This window comes from Stenotrophomonas sp. Nf1, from assembly GCF_003028475.1.
Classification (GTDB): Bacteria; Pseudomonadota; Gammaproteobacteria; order Xanthomonadales; family Xanthomonadaceae; genus Stenotrophomonas.
In genome coordinates this window covers 1-25782 of sequence record NZ_PYTV01000006.1, presented here as the reverse complement: position 1 = coordinate 25782, position 25782 = coordinate 1, and the positions used below count along the sequence as shown (strand labels likewise).

26 protein-coding genes are annotated in these 25782 nt (G+C 68.7%); 15 read left to right on the top strand and 11 right to left on the bottom strand.

Features of this window, described 5'->3' with window-relative positions:
- Nucleotides 1-106: 106 nt before the first annotated feature.
- Complete coding sequence (locus C9412_RS12145) at nucleotides 107-2629, top strand: sulfite reductase flavoprotein subunit alpha (protein ID WP_107231854.1); 2523 nt, start codon at nucleotides 107-109, stop codon at nucleotides 2627-2629.
- Between the two features lie 77 nt (nucleotides 2630-2706).
- Here C9412_RS12145 and C9412_RS12140 read toward each other — a convergent pair whose 3' ends face one another.
- A complete protein-coding gene (locus tag C9412_RS12140; protein ID WP_107231853.1) occupies nucleotides 2707-5247 on the bottom strand; it encodes a methyl-accepting chemotaxis protein in 2541 nt (846 codons plus the stop codon).
- 203 nt (nucleotides 5248-5450) lie between these two features.
- Here C9412_RS12140 and C9412_RS12135 point away from each other — a divergent pair, with 203 nt between their 5' ends.
- On the top strand, nucleotides 5451-6290 hold the full coding sequence (locus C9412_RS12135; RefSeq protein WP_107231852.1) for an arylamine N-acetyltransferase: 840 nt from the start codon (nucleotides 5451-5453) through the stop codon (nucleotides 6288-6290).
- 232 nt (nucleotides 6291-6522) lie between these two features.
- Here the strand turns inward: C9412_RS12135 and C9412_RS12130 are convergent, their stop codons facing one another.
- The 3 genes from C9412_RS12130 to C9412_RS12120 are packed head-to-tail and all read right to left on the bottom strand — an operon-like array spanning nucleotide 6523 to nucleotide 8651.
- Nucleotides 6523-6894, bottom strand: a complete 372-nt coding sequence (locus C9412_RS12130) for a VOC family protein (protein ID WP_107231851.1) — start codon at nucleotides 6892-6894, stop codon at nucleotides 6523-6525.
- Nucleotides 6895-6915: 21 nt separating this feature from the next.
- Entirely contained in the window at nucleotides 6916-7554 is a 639-nt protein-coding gene (locus tag C9412_RS12125) for a response regulator transcription factor (RefSeq protein ID WP_107231850.1), read from the bottom strand.
- The gene (locus C9412_RS12120) at nucleotides 7551-8651 is read right to left on the bottom strand and encodes a histidine kinase (protein WP_107231849.1); all 1101 of its coding nucleotides are present in this window, start codon (nucleotides 8649-8651) and stop codon (nucleotides 7551-7553) included. Before C9412_RS12120 ends, C9412_RS12125 begins: the two co-directional genes overlap by 4 nt.
- 161 nt (nucleotides 8652-8812) lie before the next feature.
- Between C9412_RS12120 and C9412_RS12115 the strand changes: the two genes are divergently transcribed.
- From C9412_RS12115 to C9412_RS12105, 3 genes are all read left to right on the top strand, one after another.
- Nucleotides 8813-9235: a DUF2141 domain-containing protein gene (locus C9412_RS12115; protein WP_107231848.1), complete on the top strand. Its 423-nt coding sequence runs from the start codon at nucleotides 8813-8815 to the stop codon at nucleotides 9233-9235.
- Nucleotides 9236-9261: 26 nt separating this feature from the next.
- Nucleotides 9262-10785, top strand: coding sequence for a carotenoid oxygenase family protein (locus C9412_RS12110; protein ID WP_107231847.1), 1524 nt, complete (start codon nucleotides 9262-9264; stop codon nucleotides 10783-10785).
- A 61-nt stretch (nucleotides 10786-10846) separates the two neighbouring features.
- Nucleotides 10847-11563 (top strand): ABC transporter substrate-binding protein, encoded by a 717-nt coding sequence (locus C9412_RS12105; RefSeq protein ID WP_107231846.1) that lies wholly within the window; start codon nucleotides 10847-10849, stop codon nucleotides 11561-11563.
- Nucleotides 11564-11652: 89 nt separating this feature from the next.
- Here the strand turns inward: C9412_RS12105 and C9412_RS12100 are convergent, their stop codons facing one another.
- Nucleotides 11653-12552: a LysR substrate-binding domain-containing protein gene (locus C9412_RS12100; RefSeq protein WP_107231845.1), complete on the bottom strand. Its 900-nt coding sequence runs from the start codon at nucleotides 12550-12552 to the stop codon at nucleotides 11653-11655.
- 98 nt (nucleotides 12553-12650) lie between these two features.
- Here C9412_RS12100 and C9412_RS12095 point away from each other — a divergent pair, with 98 nt between their 5' ends.
- Nucleotides 12651-12833 carry a hypothetical protein gene (locus C9412_RS12095; RefSeq protein WP_107231844.1) on the top strand — a complete coding sequence of 61 codons (183 nt, stop codon included), beginning with the start codon at nucleotides 12651-12653 and terminating at the stop codon, nucleotides 12831-12833.
- Here the strand turns inward: C9412_RS12095 and C9412_RS12090 are convergent.
- On the bottom strand, nucleotides 12830-14377 hold the full coding sequence (locus C9412_RS12090; RefSeq protein ID WP_107231843.1) for an alkaline phosphatase: 1548 nt from the start codon (nucleotides 14375-14377) through the stop codon (nucleotides 12830-12832). The genes C9412_RS12095 and C9412_RS12090 overlap by 4 nt on opposite strands.
- 120 nt (nucleotides 14378-14497) lie before the next feature.
- On the opposite strand from C9412_RS12090, the gene C9412_RS12085 reads away from it, so the two are divergent.
- Nucleotides 14498-15292, top strand: a complete 795-nt coding sequence (locus tag C9412_RS12085) for a D-alanyl-D-alanine carboxypeptidase family protein (RefSeq protein WP_107232076.1) — start codon at nucleotides 14498-14500, stop codon at nucleotides 15290-15292.
- A 6-nt stretch (nucleotides 15293-15298) separates the two neighbouring features.
- Here C9412_RS12085 and C9412_RS12080 read toward each other — a convergent pair whose 3' ends face one another.
- Together C9412_RS12080 and C9412_RS12075 are read right to left on the bottom strand one after the other, a co-directional pair.
- Nucleotides 15299-15892, bottom strand: coding sequence for a TetR/AcrR family transcriptional regulator (locus C9412_RS12080; RefSeq protein WP_107231842.1), 594 nt, complete (start codon nucleotides 15890-15892; stop codon nucleotides 15299-15301).
- 16 nt (nucleotides 15893-15908) lie between these two features.
- Nucleotides 15909-16505, bottom strand: a complete 597-nt coding sequence (locus C9412_RS12075) for an NAD(P)H-dependent oxidoreductase (protein WP_107231841.1) — start codon at nucleotides 16503-16505, stop codon at nucleotides 15909-15911.
- Between the two features lie 127 nt (nucleotides 16506-16632).
- Between C9412_RS12075 and C9412_RS12070 the strand changes: the two genes are divergently transcribed.
- Nucleotides 16633-17166, top strand: coding sequence for a hypothetical protein (locus C9412_RS12070; RefSeq protein ID WP_107231840.1), 534 nt, complete (start codon nucleotides 16633-16635; stop codon nucleotides 17164-17166).
- Nucleotides 17167-17317: 151 nt separating this feature from the next.
- Here the strand turns inward: C9412_RS12070 and C9412_RS12065 are convergent, their stop codons facing one another.
- Entirely contained in the window at nucleotides 17318-18145 is an 828-nt protein-coding gene (locus C9412_RS12065; protein ID WP_107231839.1) for an isocitrate lyase/phosphoenolpyruvate mutase family protein, read from the bottom strand.
- Between the two features lie 165 nt (nucleotides 18146-18310).
- On the opposite strand from C9412_RS12065, the gene C9412_RS12060 reads away from it, so the two are divergent.
- From C9412_RS12060 to accC, 4 genes are all read left to right on the top strand, one after another.
- Nucleotides 18311-19051, top strand: a complete 741-nt coding sequence (locus C9412_RS12060; protein ID WP_107231838.1) for a DOPA 4,5-dioxygenase family protein — start codon at nucleotides 18311-18313, stop codon at nucleotides 19049-19051.
- A gap of 316 nt (nucleotides 19052-19367) precedes the next feature.
- Nucleotides 19368-19811: a type II 3-dehydroquinate dehydratase gene (gene aroQ / locus C9412_RS12050; RefSeq protein WP_107231836.1), complete on the top strand. Its 444-nt coding sequence runs from the start codon at nucleotides 19368-19370 to the stop codon at nucleotides 19809-19811.
- A 60-nt stretch (nucleotides 19812-19871) separates the two neighbouring features.
- A complete protein-coding gene (gene accB, locus C9412_RS12045; RefSeq protein WP_107231835.1) occupies nucleotides 19872-20351 on the top strand; it encodes an acetyl-CoA carboxylase biotin carboxyl carrier protein in 480 nt (159 codons plus the stop codon).
- Nucleotides 20352-20363: 12 nt separating this feature from the next.
- The gene (accC, locus tag C9412_RS12040) at nucleotides 20364-21731 is read left to right on the top strand and encodes an acetyl-CoA carboxylase biotin carboxylase subunit (RefSeq protein WP_006473295.1); all 1368 of its coding nucleotides are present in this window, start codon (nucleotides 20364-20366) and stop codon (nucleotides 21729-21731) included.
- Between the two features lie 96 nt (nucleotides 21732-21827).
- Here accC and C9412_RS12035 read toward each other — a convergent pair whose 3' ends face one another.
- Nucleotides 21828-22202 carry a hypothetical protein gene (locus tag C9412_RS12035; RefSeq protein ID WP_107231834.1) on the bottom strand — a complete coding sequence of 125 codons (375 nt, stop codon included), beginning with the start codon at nucleotides 22200-22202 and terminating at the stop codon, nucleotides 21828-21830.
- Nucleotides 22199-23164: a hypothetical protein gene (locus tag C9412_RS12030; protein WP_107231833.1), complete on the bottom strand. Its 966-nt coding sequence runs from the start codon at nucleotides 23162-23164 to the stop codon at nucleotides 22199-22201. Before C9412_RS12030 ends, C9412_RS12035 begins: the two co-directional genes overlap by 4 nt.
- Before the next feature lie 165 nt (nucleotides 23165-23329).
- On the opposite strand from C9412_RS12030, the gene prmA reads away from it, so the two are divergent.
- From prmA to fis, 3 genes are all read left to right on the top strand, one after another.
- Complete coding sequence (gene prmA / locus C9412_RS12025; protein WP_107231832.1) at nucleotides 23330-24250, top strand: 50S ribosomal protein L11 methyltransferase; 921 nt, start codon at nucleotides 23330-23332, stop codon at nucleotides 24248-24250.
- 42 nt (nucleotides 24251-24292) lie between these two features.
- Complete coding sequence (locus C9412_RS12020; protein ID WP_107231831.1) at nucleotides 24293-25072, top strand: DUF3426 domain-containing protein; 780 nt, start codon at nucleotides 24293-24295, stop codon at nucleotides 25070-25072.
- 114 nt (nucleotides 25073-25186) lie between these two features.
- Nucleotides 25187-25462 carry a DNA-binding transcriptional regulator Fis gene (gene fis / locus C9412_RS12015; protein ID WP_005419706.1) on the top strand — a complete coding sequence of 92 codons (276 nt, stop codon included), beginning with the start codon at nucleotides 25187-25189 and terminating at the stop codon, nucleotides 25460-25462.
- Nucleotides 25463-25782 lie beyond the last annotated feature (320 nt).

The following is a 25782-nucleotide window of genomic DNA, read 5'->3' as shown; positions in this document are numbered from 1 at the left end:
TCCCCCTGCTTGACCGCAGCCGAGGCGCCACGGAAAATTCCGCGACTAATTCTCATTTGCTGTTGCGCAGGATGCGGGCGGCAGCCTTCCGGGCCCCTCTCCTTCGATGTTCAAGAACGTCCTGTTCCAACTGCACTGGCTGCTGGGCATCACCGCCGGTGCCGTCCTGGCCGTCATGGGCCTCAGCGGCGCGGCGCTGTCCTTCGAGGACGAACTGCTGCGCGCGGCCAACCCCGGCTTCGCCGAGATTGCCGAACATCACGCCGACGGCCAGCACCCGCTTGCACTGAGCGAACTGGTGCCGCTGCTGCAGGCCGGCAGCGAGCGTCCCCTGCAGCGCCTGCGCGTGGATGCGACCGGGCAACGTCCCTCGGTGGCGCGTTTTGCCGGTGGCAAAGAACACTGGGTGTACTTCGACCCCTACAGCGGCGAACGCTTCAGCGCGCTGCGCGGGCAGGCCTTCTTTGATTTCGTCGAAGACCTGCACCGCCACCTCGCTGCCGGTGAACGCGGCAAATGGATCACCGGCAGCTGTGCGATCGCGCTGTTGTTCTTCACCCTGTCCGGCCTGTACCTGCGTTGGCCACGGCGCTGGTGGCACTGGCGCAGCTGGCTGGCGGTGGAATGGAAGCGCAGCGGCCGTGGCTTCCTGTGGAGCCTGCATTCGGTGGTCGGCACCTGGGTACTGCTGATCTACCTGATGAGCGCGCTGACCGGCCTGTGGTGGTCGTTCGACTGGTACCGCAGCGCCGCCAACACCCTGCTCGGCGTCGCACCTGCGGCCAAGCACAAGGTGCCCACCGATGCGACGCTGGACCTGCAGCGCGTCGAAGCCACGCTGTATGCGTTGCCCGGCGTGCGCACCGGCTTCATCGACCTGCGCCTGCCGGAAAAGCCAGGCCAGCCGCTGAACATCCGGGTGATGGCCGGCGATCCGTCGCAGCGCGGTGGCCACCATGATCGCGCCCACGATCTGCTGCAGCTGGACCCGGCCAGTGGTGCGGTCCTCGATGCGCGCCCCTATGCGCGCCAGGGCGCTGGCGGACAGCTGGCCACCAGCGTGTTCGCATTGCACTCGGGCAGTTACTTCGGTGTGCCGGGGCGTGTGGTAGTGATGCTCAGCAGCCTGGGCATGAGCCTGTTCTTCATCACCGGCTGGATGCTGTATCTGGATCGCCGCCGCAGCCAGCGCGCGGCGCGCGGCCTGCGCCGGTCGCTGCCGGTCGCCGCCGCCGATGACGGCGCTGCGCCGTGGCTGGTGGTGCACGCCAGCCAGAGCGGGCTGGGCGAGCAGCTGGCCTGGCGCGCAGCGGCGCAGGTGCAGGCCGCCGGCCATGCGGTGCGGGTACTGCCGCTGGCCCGCGTCGATGCGGCCGAACTACAGCGCAGCACGCACGCGCTGCTGGTGCTCAGTACCTTCGGCGATGGCGAGCCACCGGATGCGGCACGACGCGCCGCGCGACAGCTGCTTGCACAACGCCAGGACCTGTCGGGCCTGGAATTCGGGCTGCTGGCGCTGGGTGATCGCCAGTATCCGCATTTCTGTGGCTTTGGCCGCCAGGTCGACCGCTGGCTGATCGGCAATGGCGCACGCCCGCTGTTCGAACGCATCGAGGTGGATGCCGCTGCGCTACCGGCCCTGCGCCAATGGCAGCTGCAACTGGCAACCCTGACCGGAATCGCCACCGATGACAGCGTGCTGCCCTCGGCCACGGTGATGCACGACTGGCGATTGCTTGGCCGCGAGCGGCTCAATCCCGGCAGCGTCGGCGGTGCGATCTGGCACATCCGCCTGGCAGCCCCGGCGCAGGTGCAGTGGCAGGCCGGTGACATCCTGCATGTGTCGCCCCGCCACAGCGCACGACATGCCAGCGCGGTACTGAAGGCGCACGGGCTGGATCCACTGCAACCCCTGCTGGTGGAGGGTCAACCACGCACGCTGCTGGCACTGGCCAGCGAACGCGAACTGCCCGATGTCGATACCGCGCTGATGGTGCAGGACGCCTGCCTGTGGCTGGCCGGCCTGCCCGCACTGCCCGGTCGCGAATACTCGATTGCCTCCGCTGCGCAGGATGGCGCAGTGGAACTGGTGGTGCGGCTGACGCATGACCCGGCCGGTCGCGCCGGGCTGGGCTCGGGTTGGCTGTCGCTGCATGCCCCAGTGGGCGCTGGCATCGTTGCCCGCGTGCACCGCAATCCGGGTTTCCATCGCGTAGCCGCAGCGCCGATGGTGCTGATCGGCAATGGTACCGGCATCGCCGGCCTGCGCAGCCTGCTGCGCGAAGCGGCGCATGCCGGCGCGCACGGGCACTGGCTGCTGTTCGGCGAACGCCAGCGTGCGCACGACTTCCTGTTCGGCGAAGAGATCGAAGCCTGGCAGGCCGAGGGCCATCTGCAGCGGGTGGACCTGGCGTTCTCGCGCGATGGTGACGGTGGCTACGTGCAGGATCGGCTGCGCGCGGCCTCCGATGTACTGCGCGACTGGATGCAGCGCGGCGCGGTGATCCACGTCTGCGGTTCGTTGCAGGGCATGGCCGAAGGCGTGGACCAGGTGCTGCGTGAAACCCTCGGTGACGAGGCGGTGGAAACGCTGCTGGAGAACGGCCGCTACCGCCGCGACGTGTATTGAGGCTCTCCGGTAGTGCCGGCCGCTGGCCGGCATTGTCATGACCACGCCGGCCAGCGGCCGGCACTACCCCAGCAGGTTCAGGCCGCCGCAGCGCGCGCCAGCGGCACCGGCTGCAACCGGAACGCGCCAACTGCTTCGGCCAGCGCATGCACCTGCGCCTGCATCTGCGCGGTCGAGGCACCGGCCTCTTCCACCAGACTGGCGTTGCGTTGAGTGCTGGCTTCCATCTGCACGATGGTCTGGTTCACCTGCGCGATGCCGGCATGCTGCTCGTGCGAGGCGCTGCGGATACCGGCCAGTAGATCCGCCAGCTGCTGCACGCTGCCGACGATCTCGCCCATCGTGGTGCCTGCCTGTCCGGCCTGCTGGTTGCCCTGCCCGACCCGCGCCACCGAATCCTCGATCAATCCCTTGATCTGCTTGGCGGCCTCGGCACTGCGCTGGGCCAGCAACCGTACTTCGGCGGCCACCACGGCGAAGCTGCGGCCCTGCTCGCCGGCGCGTGCCGCTTCCACGGCAGCGTTGAGCGCCAGGATATTGGTCTGGAAGGCGATGCCATCGATCAGCTGGGTGATGTCACCGATGCGGCGCGATGCCTCGCTGATGCCCTGCATGGTCGCCACCACCTGAGCGACGGCCTGCCCGCCGCGCTGCGCCACCGCCGCCGCGCCCTGTACCAGCGCATCGGCACGGCCTGCCGCGTCGGCGTTGCGGCCCACCGTATCGGTCAGCTCGTGCATGGAGGCCGCCGTCTCTTCCAGGTTGGCGGCCTGCTGCTCGGTGCGCTGCGACAGGTCGTGATGGCCGGCGACGATCTCGCCCACGCCGGTATCCAGATGCGACGTCGCTTGCTGGATGCGGGTGACGATACGCCCCAGCTGCGCCACGGTGGCATTGGCATCATCGCGCATGCGCGCGAACACGCCCTGCAGATCACCGCCCATGCGCACACTGAGATCGCCGCTGGCCAGTGCCGCCAGCAGCGCCTGCAGGTCGCCGAGATTGGCTTCGAAGGTGGCCAGCAGACGGTTGATGCTGGTTGACAGTGTGCGCACGAAGCCCTGCTTGCCATCCAGTTCGATACGCCCATGCAGATCACCCTGCGCGGCCGCATCGACCAGCGCGGCCACTTCGGTTTCCAGCAGGGTTTCCAGCGCGCGGCTGCGCCATTCCACCGCCACGCCGAGGTAGTGCCCGTCATCGATGATGGCGTTGGCGATCAGCTGGTAGCGCACGCCGGCATGGCCGATCTCGCGTTCCTCACGCTGGCGCACGCCGACCAGGTTGGCCAGTGCCGGGTGCAGCCGTACCGCCTCGCGGCCCACCAGCTCATCGGCCGGCAGCGCCAGTTGCTGCTGCAACGCCGGGTTGGCGTAGGCCAGCTGGCCTTCGGCATCGATCACCATCAGCCCGGTCTGCGCGCTGTCCAGCGCCTGGCGCACACGGGTGTTGCCGCGGGCCACCGCACGTTCGGTGTCGATGCGTGCGCGCAGGCGCTGCTGCATGTCGACCAGGCGTTGCGCCAGCTGGCCGATCTCATCGTTGGCGTTGTACACGCGCAGGGTGGTGTCGAGGCGATCGTCGGCGATGTCACTGGCAAAGCGCAGCGTGTCCTGGATCGGCTGGCGTACCGCGCGCAGCACCAGCACCAGGCTGGTGATCAGCACGCCGGCCACCAGCAGCAGGGTCAATGCGAAAAGTACGCTCATGGTGCGCGCACCCGTCTGCTGGCGTGACTGTGCGGTGGCCAGCGCCGATACCTGGGCCTGCTGGAATGCGGCCAGCGCGGGAGCAACGCCGGCGGCGGTGTCCAGCAGCGACTGCGTCTCCACATCCAGGCCCACGCGGGCGGCGGTATAGGCCAGCAACGCGCCCTGGTAGCCTTCCATTCCGCTGCGCAGGGTGTCCTGCACATCGGCCGGCAGTCCGGCCAACGCCAGGTCGAACGGCAGCTTTTCCTCGCTGGCACGGTCAGCGTGGGCCGCGTCGCCGTCGAGCAGCAACAGCGCCTCCTGGCGGCGCATCTTCTGCAGCGTCAGCGCCAGTGCCGGTCGCTGCAGCGCATCCACCTGGGCCTGCAACGTATCAGCGGCCTGCTGCAGCTGCGCGGCAAGCCCGGCCTCACCCCGTCCCATTTCATCCACGCGCTCGAACAGTGCAGCCACCCCCTGCGAGAAGGCGTCCACCGCTTCAGCCAGCGCCTGCAGTGCCTTGCGCCGGCCGGCGTCCATCGGCATCGCCCGCAATGCCCGCAGGTCCGCCTGCAGCGCCTTCTGCGTGGCCAGCAGCTGATCGCGGTCCGCGTCATCGAAACTCCGCGCATACTGGGTCTGCAACCGGCGGGCTTCGGCCACGCGGGTGGCCAGGCGGGCAGCCAGATCACTGCCATGCTGGTAGCTGGCCTGGTTGCGCGCGGCCTGCGCGCTGGTGTGTCCGGTCCAGGCGTAGACGGCGGCGATCGCCACCAGGCCCAGGCCGCAGACCCACAGGGTGGCCTTGAGCTTGTTGGCCACGCTGAGCCGGTGCGGCTGCAACCAGCGCAGCAGGCCGGGGAACACCCTGCGCCATGTGGCAAGACGCGTGCGCAGGGACCGGAGGTGGGGAACGACGGCCGACATGACAGGCTCCAGGCAGAAAGACGCACCTTTATCGGCCGGAATCGATGCATCTTTAGGGCTGTGTTCGATGTCTGCCCGCGCTTGCCAGCGCACGCGGCCTTTGTACCGGGCGCAGGCGACGGCGGGATGACACCGCGGCCGCGCTTGACCTCAACCCCGGTTGGGGGAGCACAGTGGACCTCCCTCCCCCGCCCGGTGCCGCCATGGCCACGCTCGATATCCCCCGTTACCTGCAACGCCTGCAGCTGGATGCGCCGCCACCCGCGACGCTGGCCGGGCTGACCCTGCTGCAGCAGCGCCACAACGCACTGCTGCCGTTCGAGACCCTCAGCTGCCTGCTGCGCGATGCGGTACCGATCGACCTGGACAGCGTGCAACGCAAGCTGCTCGACGCGCGTCGGGGTGGCTACTGCTTCGAGCTCAATGGCGGCCTGCTGGCCCTGTTGCAGGCGCTTTGCTTCGATGCACAACCGTTGAGCGCGCGCGTGCTGCTGGCCGCGCAGGACGGCGAGCTGACCGCGCGCACCCACCTGCTGCTGCGCGTGCGGGTGGACGGTGATGACTGGCTGGTGGATGCCGGGTTCGGCAGCCTGACCCCCACCGTGCCGCTGCGCCTGCACGATGCGCAGCCGCAGTCCACGCCGCACGAGCGTTACCGGCTGCAGCGCCTGCCGGACGAGGGCGACTTCGTGCTGTCGGTCGAATCCAGCAACGAGTGGCGCGCGATGTACCGGTTCGACCTGCAGGCGCCTGCGCCGATCGACAACGTGGTGGGCAACTGGTACGTGTGCACCCATCCTGATTCCAGCTTTCCGGGCCAGCTGCGTGCGTCACTGACCGGGCCGGACTGGCGCCGCACGATCGGCAGCGGCAACTACACCGAGTACCGGCCCGGGCAGGCGCCGGACAAGCGCCCACTGCACGATGTCGGTGACGTGCGCGACGTGCTGCAACAGCGCTTCGGCGTGCAGCTGCCGGACGACCCGCGGCTGGACCCGGCGATCAACGACTGGCTGCAGCGCTCGCGCGCCGCGATGTTGTAGCGTCGAGCTTGCTCGACCGGGGAATGGGCAGAGGAATCGACAGCAGCCGAGCGTGCGCTCGGCTCTACAAGGTAGCGTCGAGCTTGCTCGACTGGGGCGTCGGCGGTGGAATCAACAGCAGTCGAGCAAGCTCGACTCTACGAGAGCGCTCGCGCGCCGCGATGTTGTAGCGTCGAGCTTGCTCGACTGGGGAATGGGCAGGGGAATCAACAGCCGTCGAGCAAGCTCGACGCTACGGAACGGCGGGCGACTGCAGCGCGATGCGGTTGCCTTCGCTGTCGCGGATCTCGGCCACGCGCCAGTCGCCGGCGTCGGCCGGGCCGAAGCGCAGTTCGGCGCCGGCCAGCAATGCGCGCTCAAGGCTGGCATCCACATCGCCCACGCCAACGTAGATGCGCGCGCCCAGCTCGGAGGGCCGGTAGTCCGCGCCCTGCACCAGCGCCATGCTGGCACCCCCTGCGTCATCCGAAAACGGCAGGTACGCCATGCGGCAGTCATGCAGCAGGATCGGCGCATCCACGTCCACCTGCAGCCATCGCTGGTAGAACGCGATGGCCCGTTCCAGGTCAATGGTGGGTATTTCAACGTGCAGGATCGGGTTCATGCGTCGCCTTCTGCCTTCCACTCAGATGATGCGCAGGGTAATCGCCTTCAGTACCGCGCGGGTGCGGTCGCGGGTGCCCAGCTTGTCGAGGATGGCCGAGACATAGTTCTTCACTGTGCCTTCGGCCAGGAACAGACTGCGCGCGATCTCCTTGTTGCTGTAGCCTCCGGCCAGCAGCCGCAGGATCGCCACTTCGCGCTCGCCGAAGGTGTCGGTGGGCGGCGCTTCATCGTGGAAACGATAGCGGGCGCGTACCGGTTCGGTACTGACCGGCAGCAGCAGCGTCTCACCGGCGGCAACGCGCTCGATCGCCTCACGCAGGTCGGCCGGAGCCGCGTCCTTGAGCAGGAATCCCTGCGCACCGGCTTCGCTGGCCCGCAGCAGCAGATCGCTTTCGTCAAAGGTGGTCAACAGCAGCAACGGCGTGGTGTCACCGCGCGCACGCAGTTGGCGCAGGGCCTGGATGCCATCCATGCCGGGCATGCGGATGTCGCTGAGCACCACATCAACCGTCTGCGCCGCCAGTGCATCGAGCAGTGCCTGGCCGTCTTCAGCCTCCAGCACCACCTCCACGCCCAACCCTTGCAGCAACGCGCGCAAGCCGGCACGGACCAGCGCCTGGTCATCGGCCAGGGCAACACGGATCGCGCCACCGCTCATGCTGGCAACCACGCGGTCAGGTGCATGCCGCCCTGCGCGGTGCGGGCCAGTTCCAGCTGGCCGCGCACCGCGGCCAGACGCTCGCGCATGCCGGCGATGCCGTTGCCTTCACGGATGCGCTCGGCGCGTTGGCCGTCATCACGGATATCGATACGCAACTGCGCGTTCTCCTGGTTGATCGTCAGCCATACCGTGCCTGCGTTGCCATGCCGGGCGGCATTGGTCAGCGCTTCCTGCGCCAGCCTCAACACGGTCTCGGCGGTCAGCGGGTCGGTCACGCGCACGCCCTCGCCGATGTGCAGTTGCAGCGCCGGGCGTGGGAATGGCGCGGCCAGCGCATGCAGTGCGGTGGCCAGGTCGAGGCCGCGATCATCGCGCATCGATTGCACCACCTGGCGGATATCGCCGAGCAGTTCGCCCGACAGCTGCTCGGCCAGCACCAGTCCTTCGCGCCCGGCCAGTGCCGGATCCGCCGCCAGTGCGCGCAGGTTCAAGCGCATCGCGGTGAGTTTGTGGCCGGCCACATCGTGCAGCTCACGCGCCAGGCGCAGGCGCTCGGCATCGCGGGCACTGTCGGCCAGCAGCGCGCGGGTCGCCAGCAGATCGGCATTGACCCGGGCCAGCGCGTCGCGGGCCAGTGCGCTACGACGCGCGTAGTGGGCGGTCAACGCGGCAAAGGCCTGGAAGCCGGCATACAGCAGCACCACCAGCAGCGGCTGGGTGAAACCGCTGTGGCGAAGCACCGCGTACAACGCCAGGTTGGCCAACACCGCAACAACCAGCATGAAGCGCGCCGGCCAATGCTCGGCCAGCTGCGCGACCAGCACTACCAGCAGCACCGGCGCCGTGCCGGTACGCGGCTGCAGCGCGACCAGGGCGACCGCCAGTACGGCCTGCAGCAGTGCGGCGAACGCACGCGCGCCGGTCGGCATGGCGGCCCAACCATGCACCACGAACAGCAGCAGGAACGCGGCAAGCAACGCCTGGCTGAGGCCGGTGGCGGGGCCCTGCACGCCGAACGACAGGCCCACCACCAGCACGGTGGCCAGACCGGCGAGGCTGAGCGGACGCAACAGGTGGCGGAACAGGCTGGGCATGGCCCGATGCTGACGGGCGCGCCCGCAACCGGCAATGGGTCCGGCGCAGAAAGTGACTTCTGGCACGTCGAATCGATGACCACTGGCCCTGAACCCGGCACCACGCCCCGCGCAGACTGGCTCCACACCGCAGCACACCACCCACTTCCGGAGCCACTGCCATGATCCGCACCGCCCTGCTCAGCACCGCCCTGACTGCCCTGGCCCTGGCCGGCAGTGCCCATGCCGCCGATCTGGCAGTGACCGTGCACGATGTCCGTGCGCAGACCGGCACCCTGCGCGTCGCCCTGGTCGACAGCGCCAGCGCGTGGGACGGCAAGGCCGCACCGGTGCAGGCGCAGCAGGCCAGGCCCAGCGGCGACAGCGCCCACTTCCTGTTCAAGAACCTGCCAGCCGGCAGCTACGCGGTGCTGCTCAGCCACGACGAGAACGACAACGGCAAGCTCGACACCAACCTGGTCGGCATGCCGGTGGAAGGCTATGGCTTCAGCAACAACCCGCAGGTGATGCGCAAGCCGTCCTTCGACGAAGCGCGCGTGACCGTGCCGGCTGCCGGCGCTGCCATCGACATCACTCTGCGCTGATTCCTGCATCCAGACCCGAGGCCACCATGGACCGTCGCCGCTTCCTCCGTACCCTGCTCAGCAGCAGCGCCTGCCTGGCCCTGGGCGCCACCGCACTGCGCAGCGCGCCCGCCTTCGCCGGTAACCCGGCCCGTTTCGCGCAGGGCCTGCAGGAACACCCGTGGCTGCTCGGCTGGCGCAGCGTCACCGGCGAGAGCCTCGGCCCGGCCACCGTGCAACTGCAGGGCCGGCTGCCGGCTGGCCTCGCGGGCACGCTGTACCGCAATGGCCCGGCCTGGACCGAGCGCGATGGCTTCCGTTACGACCACTGGTTCGATGGCGATGGCATGGTGCATGGCTGGCGCTTCAACGGCGATGGCAGCCTGACCCATCAGGGGCGCATGGTCGCTACGCCGAAGTTCAGCCGTGAACAGAAGGCCGGCCGCTTTCAGTACCCGGCGGCCGGCACCCACGTTCCCGGTGCCCTGGCGGTGCGCAACAACGATGACGTCAACGTGGCCAACACCTCGGTGACGATGATCAATGGCCGCCTGTTCGCGCTGTGCGAATCCGGCTCGGCGTTCGAAGTGGACCCCGATTCGCTGCAGACCCTTGGCCCGGTCACCTGGCGCCCGGATCTGGCGGCGTTGCCATTCTCGGCGCATCCGCTGCCGGACCGCGATGGCAGCGTGTGGAACTTCGGTTCGATCAGTCTGATGGGAGGCCACGGCCTGCTGATCTGGCACATCGGCAAGGACGGCCAGCTGCGCAGTGCCAATGTGATTGAAACGCCGGAACATGGCTACCTGCATGCCTTTGCGATGACCGAGCAGCACCTGGTGTTCGTGCTGATGCCGTTCGACTTCACCGGCACCGGCGGCAGCTTCTTCGAGCGCATGCAGTTCGCGCCGCAGCGCCCGGCACGCATCGCGGTGGTGGCCAAGGATGCGCCGGACAAGGCGCAGTGGCTCGAGGCGCCGTTCGCCGCGATCTATCACTTCGGCGATGCCTTCACCCGCGAGGGTGGCATCGTGCTGCGCGCGGTGCGCCACGACGACATCAACGAAGCGCGCTCGCCGATGAAGGAGGCGATGGCCGGGGACGGCGCGCATGCGGCCAACAGTGGTGCCAGCCTGGTCGAGCTGCACCTGGACCTGCGCCGTGGGCAGGCGCGCTGGGAATCGCTGGGCATCAGCGCGGTGGAGTTCCCGCTGTTCGACCCGCGTTCGGCCAACACGCGGGGTGCGCGGCTGTACGCACCTACCATCGACGGCCCGGCCACCGCGCCGTACTTCAACGCGGTGGCGGCGTTCGACATCGAGCGTGGACGCCGCCAGCTGTGGCACTACGGGCCGGACATCATGGCCGAGGAACACGTGTTCGTGCCGCGCCCGGGCAGCCGCAATGCCGACGACGGCTGGCTGATCGGCACCCTGCTCGATCCGGTGAACCAGCGCAGCGGTCTGGCGGTACTCGACGCGCGCCACCTGGACGATGGCCCCCTGGCACAGGCCTGGCTGCCCTACGCGGTGCCACTGGGCTTCCACGGCACGTTCGCTGCACGCGGTTGAGTCGACGCCGCGCGGACACCGGCGCTGGCATGCTGGAGCTCCCCTTCCCGCGGAGCCCTGCATGTCCCTGGCCGACCATCGAAGCGCGCTGGCGCCGCAGGGATTCCTGCGCGTGGCGATCAATCTCGGTAATCCCGTGCTCGCGCAGGGTGATGCGCGTTCACCACGCGGGCCATCACTGGAACTGGCGACGGCGCTGGCACAGCGCATGGGCGTGCAGGCACGTTTCACCTGCCATGACGCCGCGGCTTCGGTGGTCGCCGCAGCCGCGCAGGGCGGCTGGGATCTGGCCTTCCTGGCGATCGATCCGGCACGCGCCGACCACATCGCCTTCAGTGCGCCGTATGTGGAGATTGAAGGCACCTACCTGGTGCGCGAAGACAGCCCGGCACAGCGGGTGACCGATCTTGACCGCGACGGCCTGCGCATCGCAGTCGGCTGCGGCGCGGCCTACGACCTGTTCCTCAGCCGCGAGCTGCGCCACGCCGCGATCGAGCGCGCGGAGACTTCGGCCGCGGCCATCACCCTGTTCGACCAGCAGCACCTGGATGCCGCCGCCGGGGTGCGCCAGCCGCTGGCGGCCTGGGCGCAGGCGCATCCCGGCCACCGCGTGCTGGCCGATCGTTTCACCGCGATCCAGCAGGCGGTTGCGGCACCGGCCTCGCGCCCGGCCGAGGCGTTGCGCGCCTTGTTCGACGAGGTGGAAGCGATCAAGGCCGGCCCGTTGCTGGGCGAAGCCTTCGCGCGTGCGGGGCAAGCGGTCACCCTGGTGCGGTGAATCCGTGGCATCGAGCGTGCTCGACTACCGGCCCGTAGAGTCGAGTTTGCTCGACAGCTGTGCACGAAGACAGTCGAGCAAGCTCGACTCTACAGATGCACGCCGGCCATATGCCGCACGTGCTCGGCCGCCTGCGCGTGCAGCCAGTCGCGGAAGGCAAGGAAACCACGGTGATGGGCCGAGCGTGGCGGGTACACCAGCCAGTGCGGCCAGTCGGTCTTCAGGCGCTGCTGGGACAGCGCGACCAGCTGGCCGGAGTCGAGCAGCAGGCGCGCACGCGTGACCCGGCCCAGGGCGACACCCACGCCGTCCAGCGCGGCCCGATGATGCGCTTCGGAATCATCCAGCACCGCTACGAAGCGGGGCGGCGGGCTCTGCCCACTCAAGGCGAACCAGGCGCCCCACGCCCCGTCGGGATCACCCAGCAACGGCCATTGCGTGAGCGGGACACGGTCGATGCCGCCCATGCGCTCGATCAGTGCCGGGCTGGCCATCGGCAGCAGCCACTCATCGAACAGCGGCTCCACCACCAGCCCTGGCCAGTGGCCACCGCCCAGCCGCAGCGCAGCGTCGAACTGGCGCTGGCGTTCGAAATCCACCAGCCGTTCGCTGGACTGCAGATTGATCTCGATCTGCGGATGGGCAGCCACGAAATGCCCCAGCCGTGGCACCAGCCACGCACTGGCCATCGACGGCACCGCGCTGATCGTCAGCACGTGCTCGGCACGCGCCGCATACGGCTGGAAGGCTTCGTTGATCGCATCCAGATGTGGGCCGACCTGGTCCAGCAGGCGCTGACCTTCCAGGGTGAGGGCGACGCCGCGCGCCTGGCGGACCAAAAGCGGCTGGCCCAGGCGCTCTTCCAGCTGCCGCATCTGGTGGCTGAGCGCGCTGACCGTGAGGTTCATCGACGCCGCCGCGCGCGACAGGTTGCCGAGCCGGGCGGCAGCGACGAAGCCCTGCAGGGCATGCAAGGGTGGACGGGTCACAAGGCTTGAACCTCTTTCAAGTCAGGCTTGCGGAAATGTCGCTTTTTGCCCCTCCATCCTGCCCGTATCGTGCAATCCACTCAAGTGGAGGCACGCTCATGAACATCTTCGGCAGCCTGTTGTTCCTGCATGGCCACATCGCCAGCGCCGAGCTGGCGCGGCAGCTGGCCGCTCTGCCTGCAACGCCGTCCACCTGCACTCCCGGTAGTGCCGGCCGCCGGCCGGCAACCTCCGAATGCCGGGACCACAAGGCTGCCGGCCAGCGGCCGGCACTCCCCTAGCGTTGCAGCGCTTCCTGCACGGCGGCCGCCACATCGGTGTTGTCGATGTAACGGCCGTCGTTCCAGCGCACATGCTGGCGGTAGCCGGCATCCACACCCCGCACGCGCTGGCCCAGCAGCTCCGCGCCGGCGCCCTTGGCCCACAGCGGCACCAGCGCGTTGGAGTGGTTGCCGGTGGGGCGGAAGCTCATCCCCGGCATGCGGCCACGGCCGTTGTTGCGCACCGGTTCGAACGCGATGTTCTGCGCATCCGGCCCCATCGGCATGCTGTTGTCATGGTCGGTGGTGACGATCAGCAGGCTGCGTTCCCAACCGCCGTTGTGCTCGATCCATTCGACCACCGCCGCCACCGCGTCGTTGAACTCCACCGTTTCCTCGATCAGCCGCCCGTACTGCGGCTGGTCGCTGCATGAGCCGTAGTGCCATTCGGTGCCACAGGCGCTGGTGTGCGCGGCCCAGTCGGTGGCGCCGCCTTCCACCATCAGGAACAGGCCCTTGGCCGAACGCTGCTGCAGGAACCGCAGGGCGCCACGGGTCATGGTCGCCAGATCGGGCACGCTGTCGATCCTGCGCACGCCCGAAGGCGTGCTCGCATCCTGGCCCAGCACCTGCCGCTGGCGTGCCTGCTGCAGCGTATTGGCCACGCGCGGCACGCCGATCAACGGACGGTCTGCCGGCAGCCGGCCCTGCGCCAGCGCGAGGAAGTCCTCCTTGCTGCGGATCAGTCGCCACGGCCCGGCCGGGTTGCCGCCGATGGTGCTGCCCGCTTCCAGCTGCTGCCAGTCCTGCTGCGAGACCCACTCCCACGGATTGGCGCAGCCTTCGGCCGGCGCAGCCGCCGTGCCCTGGCCACAGGCGCGTCCATCGACGCTGTAACCCGGGCCGCCGGTGCCCATCACCAGGTCCATATGACCCTGCGCCAGCATCTGGTGCGCGATCGCGTGATAGTTGTTGCGCGATGGGTTCTGCGCGGCGAACGCGGCCGGCGTGGCGTGCGCGAAGGGCACGGAGGTGACCACGCCGGTGGCCATGCCCAGGCGCTTGGCGCGCAGGGTGTTGAAGTCGACCGCCCTGCCCTCGTTGTCCACGTTGATGGCGTTGTTGTAGGTCTTGATGCCCGCGGACAACGCGGTACCTGCCGCCGCGCTGTCGGTCGCCACCGCGGCCAGGTACTGGTAGCCGGCGAACGGCAGGTCCAGCGCGGGAACCGCCTCGGTATTCCACGCCCTGGCCGCGTCGTAGCCAAGGGTCTGCGCAGTGTCGCCGGTCGGCTGGCTGCTGGAATTCAGAGGGAAGGTGGTCACGGCCAGGCGCTGCGGGAACGCCGCATAGGGCGCACCCTCGCGGCTGCCGTACTGCCAGTAGGCGGCCGCATCCCAGGTGCCCCAACCGGCGCCGTCATTGATCATCACGATCACGTTGTACGGTTGGACCGCAGCCGGCGCCGATGGACCGGCGCGCAGGTTCGGCTGGCAGCCGCCGACTGCGGCCAGTGCAGCCAGCAGCAGGGCATGGCGCCCGCGGCGTGGAAGGAATGGGCTCATTGTGGGTCCTGTCGGGCCACCTGCGGCCCGTGATGACCACCTGTTATAAAGTTTCAATGTTGCAGCTTCATGCAGCCGCTGCGCGCTACCCTGCGCAGCTACCGTTGCCATCGCTGCCCCATGCCGACTTCTTCTCCGGCGCGCGCGCCGCTCTCTGCGATCACCATTGACGCTGCAACCCGCGCGGTGATCCACCAGCACAACGCCGACACCGTGCGACCGCCCGCATCGCTGACCAAGCTGATGACCGCCTACGCGGTGTATGCGTGCATCGCAGAGACCGGGCGTTCGTGGGACGAAACGGTCACCATCGCCGGCGACGACGTGCACGCGGTCGCGGCTGATGAAACGCGGATGGGCCTGGCACCCGGCGAAACGGTCACCCTGGCGCGCCTGCTGGAGGGGATGATGATCGTCTCCGGCAATGACGCCGCACTGGCGATCGCGCGCCACCTGGATGGATCGCAGGGTGCATTTCTGCAGCGCATGAACCACCACGCACGCCGGCTTGGCCTGCGCGATAGCGGGTTCGCCAGCGTATCGGGCATCACCACGCCACAGCATGCGTCCAGCGCGCGCGACATGGCGGTGCTCGCGGCTCATCTGCTGTCCGACCATCCACAGATCCTGGCCATCACCGCGCAGCGTGCGTTCGCGCATGGTCGCTTCAGCCGCTCCAACCAGAACGCGCTGCTGGGCGATGAAGGCGTGGATGGATTGAAGACCGGCTACACCCAGGCCGCCGGCTTCTGCCTGGCCGCCACCGCCTGCCGGGTGCTGCCCGGGCAGGCGCAGCCGGTGCGCCTGATCACGGTGGTGCTCGGTTCGGACAGCCGCCAGGCGCGCGACGCGATGGTGCGCGAACAGCTGGCCACCGGCTTCACCACGCTGGCCGGCGCCGTCATCGAGGCCTGAGCCCGGTCAGCGTCGTTTGACCGTCGCCACGATCAGGCGTTGCAGCTCGGCTTCGGCCACGCCCTGGTCCAGTGCGCCGGCGGCCACCGCCTCGGACAGACTTTCGGCCGCGCCCAGGATGGCCCAGCGGCCGGCCAGCGGCACCGTGCCGTCCGCGGCAAACGGGCCCAGCCATACCTCGCAGTTGTCGATGAAGTCCTGCTGGTAGCAGCGCCGCACCTCCTGCAGTTCCGGCGCGCCGACCAGCGCCGACAGGATGCCCTGCACCTCGCTGCCCTGGCTGAGGATGCAGTCGATGTAGCCCGAGGCGATGGCAGCGGCGCGATCGCCCAGCCGCGCCCGGGCGCGATCGATGCGCTCGTGGAATACCTGCGTCTGTCGTGCGTCGTAGTCGTGGTACAGCGCCGCCAGCAGGCCATGACGGGTCACGAAGTGATCGTAGGCCACCGGCTTGGTCACGCCCGCCGCTTCGGCCAGCCGCCCCAGCGTCAACGCATCGGTGCCTTCTTCACCGACCAGCGCCCAGGCCACATCCAGCAGCTGGCGGGCACGTTGCTCGCGGGTCAGGCGGCGGCGCGTGGGGACGGCGTTGGCAGGCATCGGCGGAACACGGCGATCAGTGCATCGGAGTACCGATTTTACGGCCGATTTCCACTGCGGTCTGCAGATGCGCGGCGGCCGCACCGCTATCGGCATCGAGCAGCAGTTCGGACGACAACACGCGCGCGCCGCAGTAGTCGAAGATGCCCATGTCGATCTGGGTCTTCATCGCCGCGCCATAGCCGCGCCGCTCGATCATCGCCGCGCCGGCGCCGCCGACGCCGACCAGGTGCACGCGCAGGCGCTGCAGCTTCTTCTGTACCTTGCCGTCGGCGCCGTCCTGGTAGGCCCAGCCCTGGGTGAACACGCGGTCGACCCACCCTTTCAACAAGGCGGGGAACGACCACCAGTACAGCGGATAGACCAGCACCAGCGTATCGGCCAGGTCCAGCCGTGCGTGCTCGGCGGCAACATCGGCCGGTACCGCACCGGTGCCGCGGAACAGCGCCTGGTCTTCGCGGTTGAATCGCGGATCGAAGCCTTCGGCGACCAGGTCGGCATGGGTGACGGTATTGCCAGCGTCGGTGGCCCGGATGGCATCGCCGATGCGCTGGGCGATGGCATGGGTGAGCGATCCGGTTTCCGGGTGGGTGGTGACGATGAGGCTGTGCATGGGTAAATCTCCAGGAATCATTACCTACCAATAGTAAGTAGCATTGCCCGGATCACCAGCGCCATCGATGGGACGCTGTTTTTGCGTTCGCCGTATAGTGCGCCCCATCCCGTGGAGATCGCCGACGATGCGCCGACGCCTGTTTGCCCCGATGCTGGCCGTGTTGCTGGCCATGGTCGTGTTTCCCGCCGCAGCCGGAGAATTGAGTCCCGGCGATTCGGCCGCACTGCGCCAGGATGTGCAGGCAATGCTGGCGGCGTTCGCCAAGGGCGATGCCGAACTGATCATCGAGCGCACCCATCCCAGCCTGAAGCGGCTCGCAGGTGGCGATGAGGTCTATGCCAGTTCCACCCGCGACACCATCAAGGCGTTGCGCGAAGCGGGCGTCGTCATCATCAGCGACGAAGCGGGAGTACCTGGCCGCACCTATGCGGCCGATGACGAGGAAGTCTGCTTCGTACCGCGGCAGTCACTGCTGCGCGTGCGCGAAACCGCTATCCGCAGCACCTCGTTCATGGTTGCCGTGCGCCAGGTCGGCACTTCGCAGTGGCGCTACCTTGATGGCGCCGGGCTGATCGACAATCCCGCGATGCTCCGGCAGCTGTTGCCGGCACTGGAACCGGGCGTGATCCTGCCCAAGGGCGGAGTGGAAACGCTGTAGCGCACTTGCGGGGCGTCGGTACGTTCCGGCGCATCCATCCACGCATGGCGTGGATCTACCGGCATGCGGGCGCCGCTCCTCGGTGGGTGCGTAGCTTGCTGTGCACCGGACATCCTGCATCCACGCATGGCATGGATCTACTGGCTGTCCGCTACTGGAACAGCGCGTTCAGTGCCGCGCCCGGGGCCGCCTGTTGCAGACCGTCGAAGCGACCGTCCTGAACGATCGGCCAGGTGGCCTGCATCAAACCTCCCCACGCCGCGCGGGCCAGTGCACCGCCCAGGCTGACCCGGCGCACGCCGAGTGCGGCGATGTCCTGCAGGTTGAGCGGCGTGGGCCCACCGACCAGCAGGTTCACCGGTGTGGATCCTGCCGCGGAAACCACCGCGCGGATCTGTTCCGGCGTACTGATGCCCGGCGCATACAGCACATCGGCACCGGCCTCGGCATAGGCGCGCAGGCGCTGCAGCGTGTCGTGCAGATCCGGTACGCCGACGAAGAAGTTCTCGGCACGTCCCACCAGCAGTACCTCGCCCCCAGCCTGATCGATGGCGGCGCGCGCCGCACGCAGGCGCGCCACCGCGTCATCGATCGGGCGCAGCGGCGCGTCGGTCACGCCACTGGCATCCTCGATCGACAGCGCGGCGATGCCGGTGTCGATGGCCGCCGCCACCGCCTCGGCCACCTGGGGCGGGGACATACCGAAGCCATCTCCGAAATCGGCATTCAAGGGCAGCGGCGTCGCCGCGGCCATCAGCCGCAGGTGCTCCAGCGTGGCCTGCAGCGAAACCGCGCCGTCGGGCCGGCCTTCGCTCCAGGCGCAGCCGGCGCTGGTGGTGGCCAGGGCCAGGAAGCCCTGCCGCTGCAGATAGCGTGCACTGCCAACGTCCCAGGGATTGGGCAGCACGAAGCAGCCTTCGGCGTGCAGCTGGCGGAAGGTCGCGCGCTTGCGCCGGGTGTCGGCATCGGACAGGGACATGGCGGGCTCCGGGGCGGTATCCCTGCACCCTAGCCCGGCCCGTGCCCAGGCTCAATGGCACCGGCGGGAACCTGCATGAGGTGATGCCGCCTGCTTATTGGACGCCACCGGCCGGCCTGCCCGAGCGTGCCTTGTCGCCCCCGCGCTGTCGCCACGGAACCCCGCATGCACGCTGACCTGCCTCCCCCGACCGACGTCGCCATCGACGCTGGTGACGAAGACGCCCAGTGGGCCGACCTGCTTTCGCCCAGCCGGCGGCGCCTGATCGCCTCGGCCGGGTTGGCCGCCGGCGGCCTGGCCAGTGCATCAACGGCGGCGGCAACGCCCCATGGCGTCGCCGCCGTAAACACCACCGAGCCGGGCCGTCCCGGCTTCCGCGCCATCGTGCCGCCGGCGCCCAAGGGCCGCAGCCCCTGGGGCGAGGCGACCGCGGGCGAACCCACCCCGCGCCCGGCCAGTGTGCGCCCCGGCGAAGCCACGTTGCCCCGCACGCCGCGCCCCTACACCGACATCAAGAGCTATCACGCGCACATCTACTTCGATGAGGACAGCTTCGAGAAGGCCGCGCTGCTGCGGCGCTGGGCGGTCGAGCGCTTCCCGGTGGAGCTGGGCAACTGGAACCTCGAACCACGCGGGCCGCACGTCACCCCCTCGTTCTACTTCGGCTTCACCAACGATCTGCTGCCGGTGCTGGTGCCGTGGCTGCAGCTCAACAGCCTGGGGTTGACCATCCTGATCCACCCGAACACCGGTGATGGCCGCGCCGATCACCTGTACTACGCGTTGTGGGTGAACCGGGCCCAGCCGGTGAACGCCTACAACTGGCCGGCGCCGGCGCCGGGCGAGCGGGAGCCGCTGGAAGAGGTGTTCCCGAACGTGGTGCCCACGCTGCCGCTGGAGACCTGACCCGCGCTTCTGGTGGGGTGCATGGCACCCTTCCGGTGGGTGCGCAGCCCCCCTCCGGTGGGTGCGTAGCTTGCTGCGCACCGAGCTTCTTCATCCACGCATGGCATGGATCAACCGACCTGCCGCCATCATCGGTCTACGTGCACATATCCCCCGCCCACATGGCGTTCAGCACGCCTTGATCTGGCGCGCCGCATACGGCCACAAGCGCTTCGGCGAATTTCAAACGCACGATTGAAACGCGCCAAACTTCGCCGAACTGGACAGCATCCACCGCTTCCGCCAGACTGCCGCCCTTTCCCGTCTTCCGGATCCCATGGCGAAGCTGCTGGTCCTGCACGGCCCCAACCTCAACCTGCTCGGCACCCGCGAGCCGGAGGTCTACGGCCACACCACGCTGGCCGACATCGACCAGGCCCTGGCCGCCCAGGCATCGGCCGCCGGGCATGTCGTGGACAGCCTGCAGTCCAACGCCGAGCATGTGCTGGTGGACCGCGTGCAGGCCGCGCGCAACGACGGAACCGCTTTCATCCTGATCAACCCCGCCGCCTTCACCCACACCTCGGTTGCCCTGCGCGATGCGCTGGCGGCGGTGGCGGTGCCGTTCATCGAGATCCACCTGTCCAACCCGCATACCCGCGAACCGTTCCGCCAGCACAGCTACTTCAGTGACAAGGCGGTGGGCGTGGTCTGCGGCTTCGGCGCCGACAGCTACCGCTACGCAATGGATGCGGCGCTGCTGCGGGTGTCCGCCACCTGATTGTCGACCCGGGCGCCACACGGCGCTCTCCTCACCTAGATAGATATCAAAGAGGCCCTCATGGATCTGCGCAAAATCAAGAAGCTGATCGACCTGCTGGAAGAGTCGAACCTGGCGGAAATCGAAATCAAGGAAGGCGAAGAGTCGGTGCGCCTGTCGCGCGCCCCGGTGGCCGGCTATGCCGCCCCGGTCGCCGCGCCGGTGTATGCCGCGCCGGCCGCCCCGGCGCCGCAGGCGATGCCGATGCAGTCGCCGACCGAAGCCTCCACCGGCGGCACCGCCAAGCCGGGCCCGGCGCTGCCGGAAGGCCACGTGCTGCGCTCGCCGATGGTCGGCACCTTCTACGCTTCGGCGGCCCCGGACAAGCCGGCCTTCGTCACCGTTGGCCAGCAGGTCAAGGAAGGCGAAACCCTGGCCATCATCGAAGCGATGAAGATGTTCAACCCGATCGAAGCCGACAAGTCCGGCACCATCGTCGCCATCCTCGGCGAGAACGGCCAGCCGGTGGAGTTCGACCAGCCGCTGTTCGTGATCGGCTAAGGGGCGGACGCCATGCTCGACAAAGTCGTCATTGCCAACCGAGGGGAGATCGCGCTGCGCATCCTGCGCGCGTGCCACACCCTGGGCATCCGCACGGTGGCCGTGCACTCCACGGTCGACCGCAACCTCAAGCACGTGGCCATGGCCGACGAGTCGGTCTGCATCGGCCCGGCACCGTCGCCGCAGAGCTACCTCAACATTCCGGCACTGATCGCCGCCGCTGAAGTCACCGACGCGCAGGCCATCCACCCGGGCTACGGCTTCCTGTCGGAAAACGCCGATTTCGCCGAGCGCGTGGAAGAGTCCGGCTTCATCTTCATCGGCCCCAAGGCCGACACCATCCGCATGATGGGTGACAAGGTCGAAGCCATCCGCGCGATGAAGTCCGCCGGCGTGCCGTGCGTACCCGGCTCGGGCGGCCCGCTGGGCGAAGACATCGTGGCCAACACCAAGATCGCCCGTGAGATCGGCTACCCGGTCATCATCAAGGCAGCTGGCGGCGGTGGCGGCCGCGGCATGCGCGTGGTGCACGCCGAAGCCTCGCTGAAGACCTCGATCGAAACCACCAAGAGCGAGGCCAAGGCCGCGTTCGGCAATGGCGAGGTCTACATGGAGAAGTTCCTGGAAAATCCGCGCCATGTGGAAATCCAGGTGCTGGCCGACGGCCAGGGCAACGCCATCCACCTGGGTGAGCGCGACTGCTCGATGCAGCGCCGCCACCAGAAGGTGGTGGAAGAAGCGCCGGCGCCGGGCATCAGCGCCGAACAGCGCGAGCAGATCGGCAAGGTGTGCACCGAAGCCTGCGTGCGCATCGGCTACCGTGGCGCCGGCACCTTCGAGTTCCTGTACGAGGACGGCCGCTTCTACTTCATCGAAATGAACACCCGCATCCAGGTGGAACATCCGGTCACCGAAATGGTCACCGGCATCGACCTGGTGGCCGAGCAGCTGAAGATCGCCGCCGGCCAGAAGCTGTCGATCAAGCAGAGCGACGTGGTGCTCACCGGCCATGCCATCGAGTGCCGCATCAATGCCGAAGACGCTGAAACCTTCGTGCCGAGCCCGGGCACCATCACCGGCTTCCATCCGCCGGGCGGCCCCGGCGTGCGCGTGGACACCCACATCTACAGTGGCTACCGCGTGCCGTCGAACTACGACTCGATGATCGGCAAGCTGATCGTGCACGGCCCGGACCGCGAAACCGCCATCGCCCGCATGCGGGTGGCGCTGAGCGAGATGGTGGTCGATGGCATCAAGACCAACATCGCCCTGCAGCAGCGGATCATGCGTGACAAGGGCTTCCAGGCCGGTGGCCAGAACATCCACTACCTGGAAAAGCGCCTGGCCGAACGCAAGAACAAGCCGATCGCGCTGACCTGATCGGCAGCAGATGCTGGACATGAAAAGGGCGGGGATTTCCCCGCCCTTTTTCTATTCTCGTGGAGCCGAGCATGGCTCGGCTCTACAAAGACAGGGTCAGCGCTTGTCGGCCGCCGTCGCCGGAATCTGCGACTTCGCCAGCGGGCGTACGCCGTTGGGCGAGCTCGGATCGACGATCACCATGGTCTCGGTCGAGCCATCCGGCCACACCACCTGGAAGGTGCTGCCCGCCGGAAGCGAGGTGAACGGCATGCCGGTCTGCGCACGATAGACCGCGGCCACCTGGCTGGCACCGGCGCGGCGTACGTCTTCTGGCGTCTTGACCGTGGTCAGCTCCACCTTCGACAGATGCCGGTAGCGGTCCTCATAGGTATCGATCATCAACAGGCCAACGGCACCGGCCGAGTAGGCCACAAACAGCGCCACCCAGAACCAGAACTTGGCCCCGTGCAGGAATCGACGGTAGTTCATCGCCCGTCCCTCTTTCCAATCAATCGCTTGATCCATTCCTTCATCTTCCCAGCACCTTGCGGTGATACCGCAGCGTCATATACGAAATCCCGGAAATCCTGCGTCCCATCCTGCGAACAGATCCCTCCGTTCGCACAAAAACTGTTGACCAGCACACTGTCGGCCCCACACGGTAGACCGAGTTCGCAGGCGGCAAGCCGCCAGGCCAGTTCGCTCAGCTGCTCGCCGGCCACCAGGCCGTCCAGCGCGCTGTCGCCGGCCGCCCGCACGCCCATGCCCGGGGCGATGGCCATGTAGGCCTCCGGGTCACGCGAGGTACGCACGCGCTCGACCAGGTCACGACGGTACTCAGGCGTGTCATGCAGCGGTTCGCCTTCTGCGAACAGCGACGCCTCGGCGGCCAGGTTGCCCTGGGCGGCGGCCTTGCGACGTTCGGACAACACCAGCGCCGCACCCAGCTTGTCGCCCGGCACGAAGCCACCGCATCGCTGCGCGACGCGCTCGCGTGCCTCGACCATGGCCGGCGCGGCGGTCAACCCCAGTCCACTCAACACGTTGTTGTCCAGGCGGTAGCCGCCGGGGTCGAGAGCGTACTGCGCGCAGTAGTCGTACACCCGGCTGAGCATCCAGCGCGCCTCGTGATTGCCGCCATCGGCCTGGGCCCGCAGGCGCTGCGCGTAGGCGTACAGGTCGTTGGCATCTTCGATGTCGGCCCGGAGGTCCAGCGGCAGGCCCGACGGCAACGCATCGCTGCGCTCGAAGGTGGCCAGCCGGCGCGCCAGCGCCTCGGGCACCACGGGCAACGTGGCGGTGGTGTCCACGGCCGGGACCACACCCGGTGCGTCCGCCCGCACGGCGGACGGCGCCACCGCGTGGCCGCTGGCCCGATACCCGGCCACGCCCAGCACGGCCACCGCCGGCAGCACGAGCAACCAGGTTTTGAGGGTCGGAGCCAAGGCCATCAGCAGCGGTGATCGTTCACGGCGCACAGGAAAGCGCCGAGTTTAGCAAGGCCCGGCAGGCCTGTCTGAACCGGCCCCGTTCATCCGGCAGCGGCATCTCAGGCAATACGGAGACGCCCCGATGGTCTAGCATGGCCCCCTTTCCCGCCATTGCCCCCCACCGCCATGCCGTTCCTGGAACTGACCCTGCGTTGCACCGAAGCCACCCAGCCCCGCTATGAGAACGCGCTGGAGGACGTGGGCGCGCTGGCGGTCACGCTGCTCGATGCCGAGGCGGACACCAGCAACGAACAGGCCATCCTCGAGCCGGGCGTGGGTGAGACGCCGCTGTGGGACACCCTGGTGCTGAGCGCGCTGTTCCCCGCCGACAGCAATGCGCTGTTGCTGCTGGCCGCCCTGGAAGCCTTCGATCCGGAGCTGGACTGGAGCGGCGGCAGCTTCCGTGCCGTCGAGGACGAAGACTGGGAACGCGCCTGGCTGGACCAGTTCCAGCCGATGGATTTCGGCAGCCGTACCTGGATCGTGCCGTGGAACCATGAACTGCCGGACGCCGCGCAGACCGCCGACGCCGCCGTGGTGCGGCTGGATCCGGGCCTGGCCTTCGGCTCGGGCACCCACCCGACCACCGCGCTGTGCCTGCGCTGGCTGGACCAGCTGGCCGTGGACGGCCTGCTGCAGGGCCAGCGCGTGCTCGACTTCGGCTGTGGCTCGGGCATCCTGGCGCTGGCCGCGCTGAAGCTGGGCGCGGCTGAAGCGATCGGCGTGGACAACGATCCGCAGGCCCTGGTCGCCACCGCCGACAACGCCGAACGCAACGGCGAGCAGGCACGCATGCACGTCTACCTGCCGCAGGACGAACCGGTCACCACCTATCCGATCGTGGTTGCCAACATCCTCGCCTCGGCCCTGGACGCGCTGGCCGAACTGCTGGCCGCGCGCGTGACCCCGGCGGGCCGCATCGCGCTGTCCGGCATCCTGCACGGCCAGGAAGGCGAACTGCTGCAGCGGTATGCCGCCTGGTTCGACGATCTGCAGGCCACCCAGGATGGCGACTGGATGCGTATCACCGGCGTGCGCCGCGCCTGATCGTGGTTGAATGACCGCTGGATCCGAGCCCGCGCCCTGAGCATGTCCGAGCCGAACCCGCCGCGCCGCCCCCTGGCCACGTTCCTGCACGCCACGCCGGAGCGTGCCGCCGCACCTGCAGGTGATGCACACGCACCGGACCCGGTGGCCAATGACACGCCGGCCAGCCCCCCCGAGGCGTCGCCTGAGGCGTCGCTGCAGGTGGCGGCACCGCAGGTAACCGACGCGCTGCACGCCGATGCGGCGGTCATCGAAGACGATGCGACGCTGGACCCGCCCGATGTCGCGGCGACACCGGTACCGGCAGCCGTGCGCGACACCCCGAGCTTCCTCGGCACCGCGCGCGCCCGTACCCTACCGACGCCGCGCTGGCACTGGGCACTGGTGGCCGGTCTGGCGCTGCTGCTGTTGCTGCAGAGCGTACTGGCCGATCGCGCGCGGCTGGCCGCCGACGCCGGCAACCGCGGCTGGTTGAGCGCATTGTGCGGCGTGCTGCGTTGTGACCTGCCGGCCTGGCACGAGCCTGCTGCGTTCACCATGACCAGTCGCGAGATCCGCCCGCTGCCCGGGCAGCCCGGCGTGCTGCAGGTGCAGGCCAGCATCCGCAACGATGCACGCTGGGCACAGGCGTGGCCGGACCTGCGCCTGTCGCTGTCCGATGCCGATGGACGGGTGATCGGCAGTGGCGTGTTCGCTCCCGCGCAGTATCTGGGCGAGAGCCCAGGCGCGGCCCTGTTGGAGCCCGGCCAGAGCGCACGCATCGCCTTCCGCGTGCAGGAACCGGCCGCGTCCACCGTCGCATTCACCTTCGACTTCCTGTGACAGGTCAGAGACGACCAGCCGTGGCAGGTCGGGCACGCTCGCGCTAGACTGGCCGCCACCACCTCGTCCGGCCGCGCGCCCCGCGCGCACGGGCAACACAGATCGGGAACCCCCTTGAACGCTGTCCTCTCTCGTCCTGACAACAGTCGTGGCGCTCCCCGGCCACCGCTGCGTGAACACGTCGCCCAGTCCGTGCGCCGTTACCTGCGTGACCTTGATGGCTGCGACGCGGACGATGTCTACGAGATCGTGCTGCGCGAGATGGAGATTCCCCTGTTCGTGGAGGTGCTCAACCACTGCGAAGGCAACCAGAGCCGCGCCGCGGCGATGCTGGGCATCCACCGTGCCACCCTGCGCAAGAAGCTGAAGGAATACGGCATCAGCGCCTGAGCGCCGCCCGCCGGGCATGGCCCGGCGCTACCGATGCCGGGTCCACCGGGTTCCGGTAGATCCACGCCATGCGTGGATCAAACCCCGGCCGAATCACCCGCGGCCGCCCGCCTTCCGGCAATACCGCACCACGTGTAAGAACACCGGCGCATAGGCGCGCGCCCGGGTAGTGCCGGCCGCTGGCCGGCAACCCCATCAGCGATTGCAGGATGTTGCCGTTGCCGTTGCCGGCCAGCGGCCGGCACTACCGGCTCCAGAGAATCACCCGCCGCCGCCCGCCTTCCAGTAGTACCGCACCACGTGGAAGAACACCGGCGCGT

What these genes read in the sequence shown, in the direction of transcription:
- C9412_RS12140 (WP_107231853.1), bottom strand. Translation starts at nt 5,247, where the DNA reads ATGTCGGCCGTCGTTCCCCACCTCCGGTCCCTGCGCACGCGTCTTGCC.
- accC (WP_006473295.1), top strand. Translation starts at nt 20,364, where the DNA reads ATGCTCGACAAAGTCGTCATTGCCAACCGAGGGGAGATCGCGCTGCGC.
- C9412_RS12120 (WP_107231849.1), bottom strand. Translation starts at nt 8,651, where the DNA reads ATGCCCAGCCTGTTCCGCCACCTGTTGCGTCCGCTCAGCCTCGCCGGT.
- C9412_RS12060 (WP_107231838.1), top strand. Translation starts at nt 18,311, where the DNA reads ATGCACGCTGACCTGCCTCCCCCGACCGACGTCGCCATCGACGCTGGT.
- C9412_RS12080 (WP_107231842.1), bottom strand. Translation starts at nt 15,892, where the DNA reads ATGCCTGCCAACGCCGTCCCCACGCGCCGCCGCCTGACCCGCGAGCAA.
- C9412_RS12085 (WP_107232076.1), top strand. Translation starts at nt 14,498, where the DNA reads ATGCCGACTTCTTCTCCGGCGCGCGCGCCGCTCTCTGCGATCACCATT.
- C9412_RS12090 (WP_107231843.1), bottom strand. Translation starts at nt 14,377, where the DNA reads ATGAGCCCATTCCTTCCACGCCGCGGGCGCCATGCCCTGCTGCTGGCT.
- aroQ (WP_107231836.1), top strand. Translation starts at nt 19,368, where the DNA reads ATGGCGAAGCTGCTGGTCCTGCACGGCCCCAACCTCAACCTGCTCGGC.
- C9412_RS12095 (WP_107231844.1), top strand. Translation starts at nt 12,651, where the DNA reads ATGAACATCTTCGGCAGCCTGTTGTTCCTGCATGGCCACATCGCCAGC.
- C9412_RS12075 (WP_107231841.1), bottom strand. Translation starts at nt 16,505, where the DNA reads ATGCACAGCCTCATCGTCACCACCCACCCGGAAACCGGATCGCTCACC.
- C9412_RS12020 (WP_107231831.1), top strand. Translation starts at nt 24,293, where the DNA reads ATGTCCGAGCCGAACCCGCCGCGCCGCCCCCTGGCCACGTTCCTGCAC.
- C9412_RS12110 (WP_107231847.1), top strand. Translation starts at nt 9,262, where the DNA reads ATGGACCGTCGCCGCTTCCTCCGTACCCTGCTCAGCAGCAGCGCCTGC.
- C9412_RS12065 (WP_107231839.1), bottom strand. Translation starts at nt 18,145, where the DNA reads ATGTCCCTGTCCGATGCCGACACCCGGCGCAAGCGCGCGACCTTCCGC.
- C9412_RS12145 (WP_107231854.1), top strand. Translation starts at nt 107, where the DNA reads ATGTTCAAGAACGTCCTGTTCCAACTGCACTGGCTGCTGGGCATCACC.
- C9412_RS12035 (WP_107231834.1), bottom strand. Translation starts at nt 22,202, where the DNA reads ATGAACTACCGTCGATTCCTGCACGGGGCCAAGTTCTGGTTCTGGGTG.
- C9412_RS12130 (WP_107231851.1), bottom strand. Translation starts at nt 6,894, where the DNA reads ATGAACCCGATCCTGCACGTTGAAATACCCACCATTGACCTGGAACGG.
- C9412_RS12030 (WP_107231833.1), bottom strand. Translation starts at nt 23,164, where the DNA reads ATGGCCTTGGCTCCGACCCTCAAAACCTGGTTGCTCGTGCTGCCGGCG.
- C9412_RS12115 (WP_107231848.1), top strand. Translation starts at nt 8,813, where the DNA reads ATGATCCGCACCGCCCTGCTCAGCACCGCCCTGACTGCCCTGGCCCTG.
- C9412_RS12105 (WP_107231846.1), top strand. Translation starts at nt 10,847, where the DNA reads ATGTCCCTGGCCGACCATCGAAGCGCGCTGGCGCCGCAGGGATTCCTG.
- C9412_RS12135 (WP_107231852.1), top strand. Translation starts at nt 5,451, where the DNA reads ATGGCCACGCTCGATATCCCCCGTTACCTGCAACGCCTGCAGCTGGAT.
- prmA (WP_107231832.1), top strand. Translation starts at nt 23,330, where the DNA reads ATGCCGTTCCTGGAACTGACCCTGCGTTGCACCGAAGCCACCCAGCCC.
- C9412_RS12070 (WP_107231840.1), top strand. Translation starts at nt 16,633, where the DNA reads ATGCGCCGACGCCTGTTTGCCCCGATGCTGGCCGTGTTGCTGGCCATG.
- accB (WP_107231835.1), top strand. Translation starts at nt 19,872, where the DNA reads ATGGATCTGCGCAAAATCAAGAAGCTGATCGACCTGCTGGAAGAGTCG.
- C9412_RS12125 (WP_107231850.1), bottom strand. Translation starts at nt 7,554, where the DNA reads ATGAGCGGTGGCGCGATCCGTGTTGCCCTGGCCGATGACCAGGCGCTG.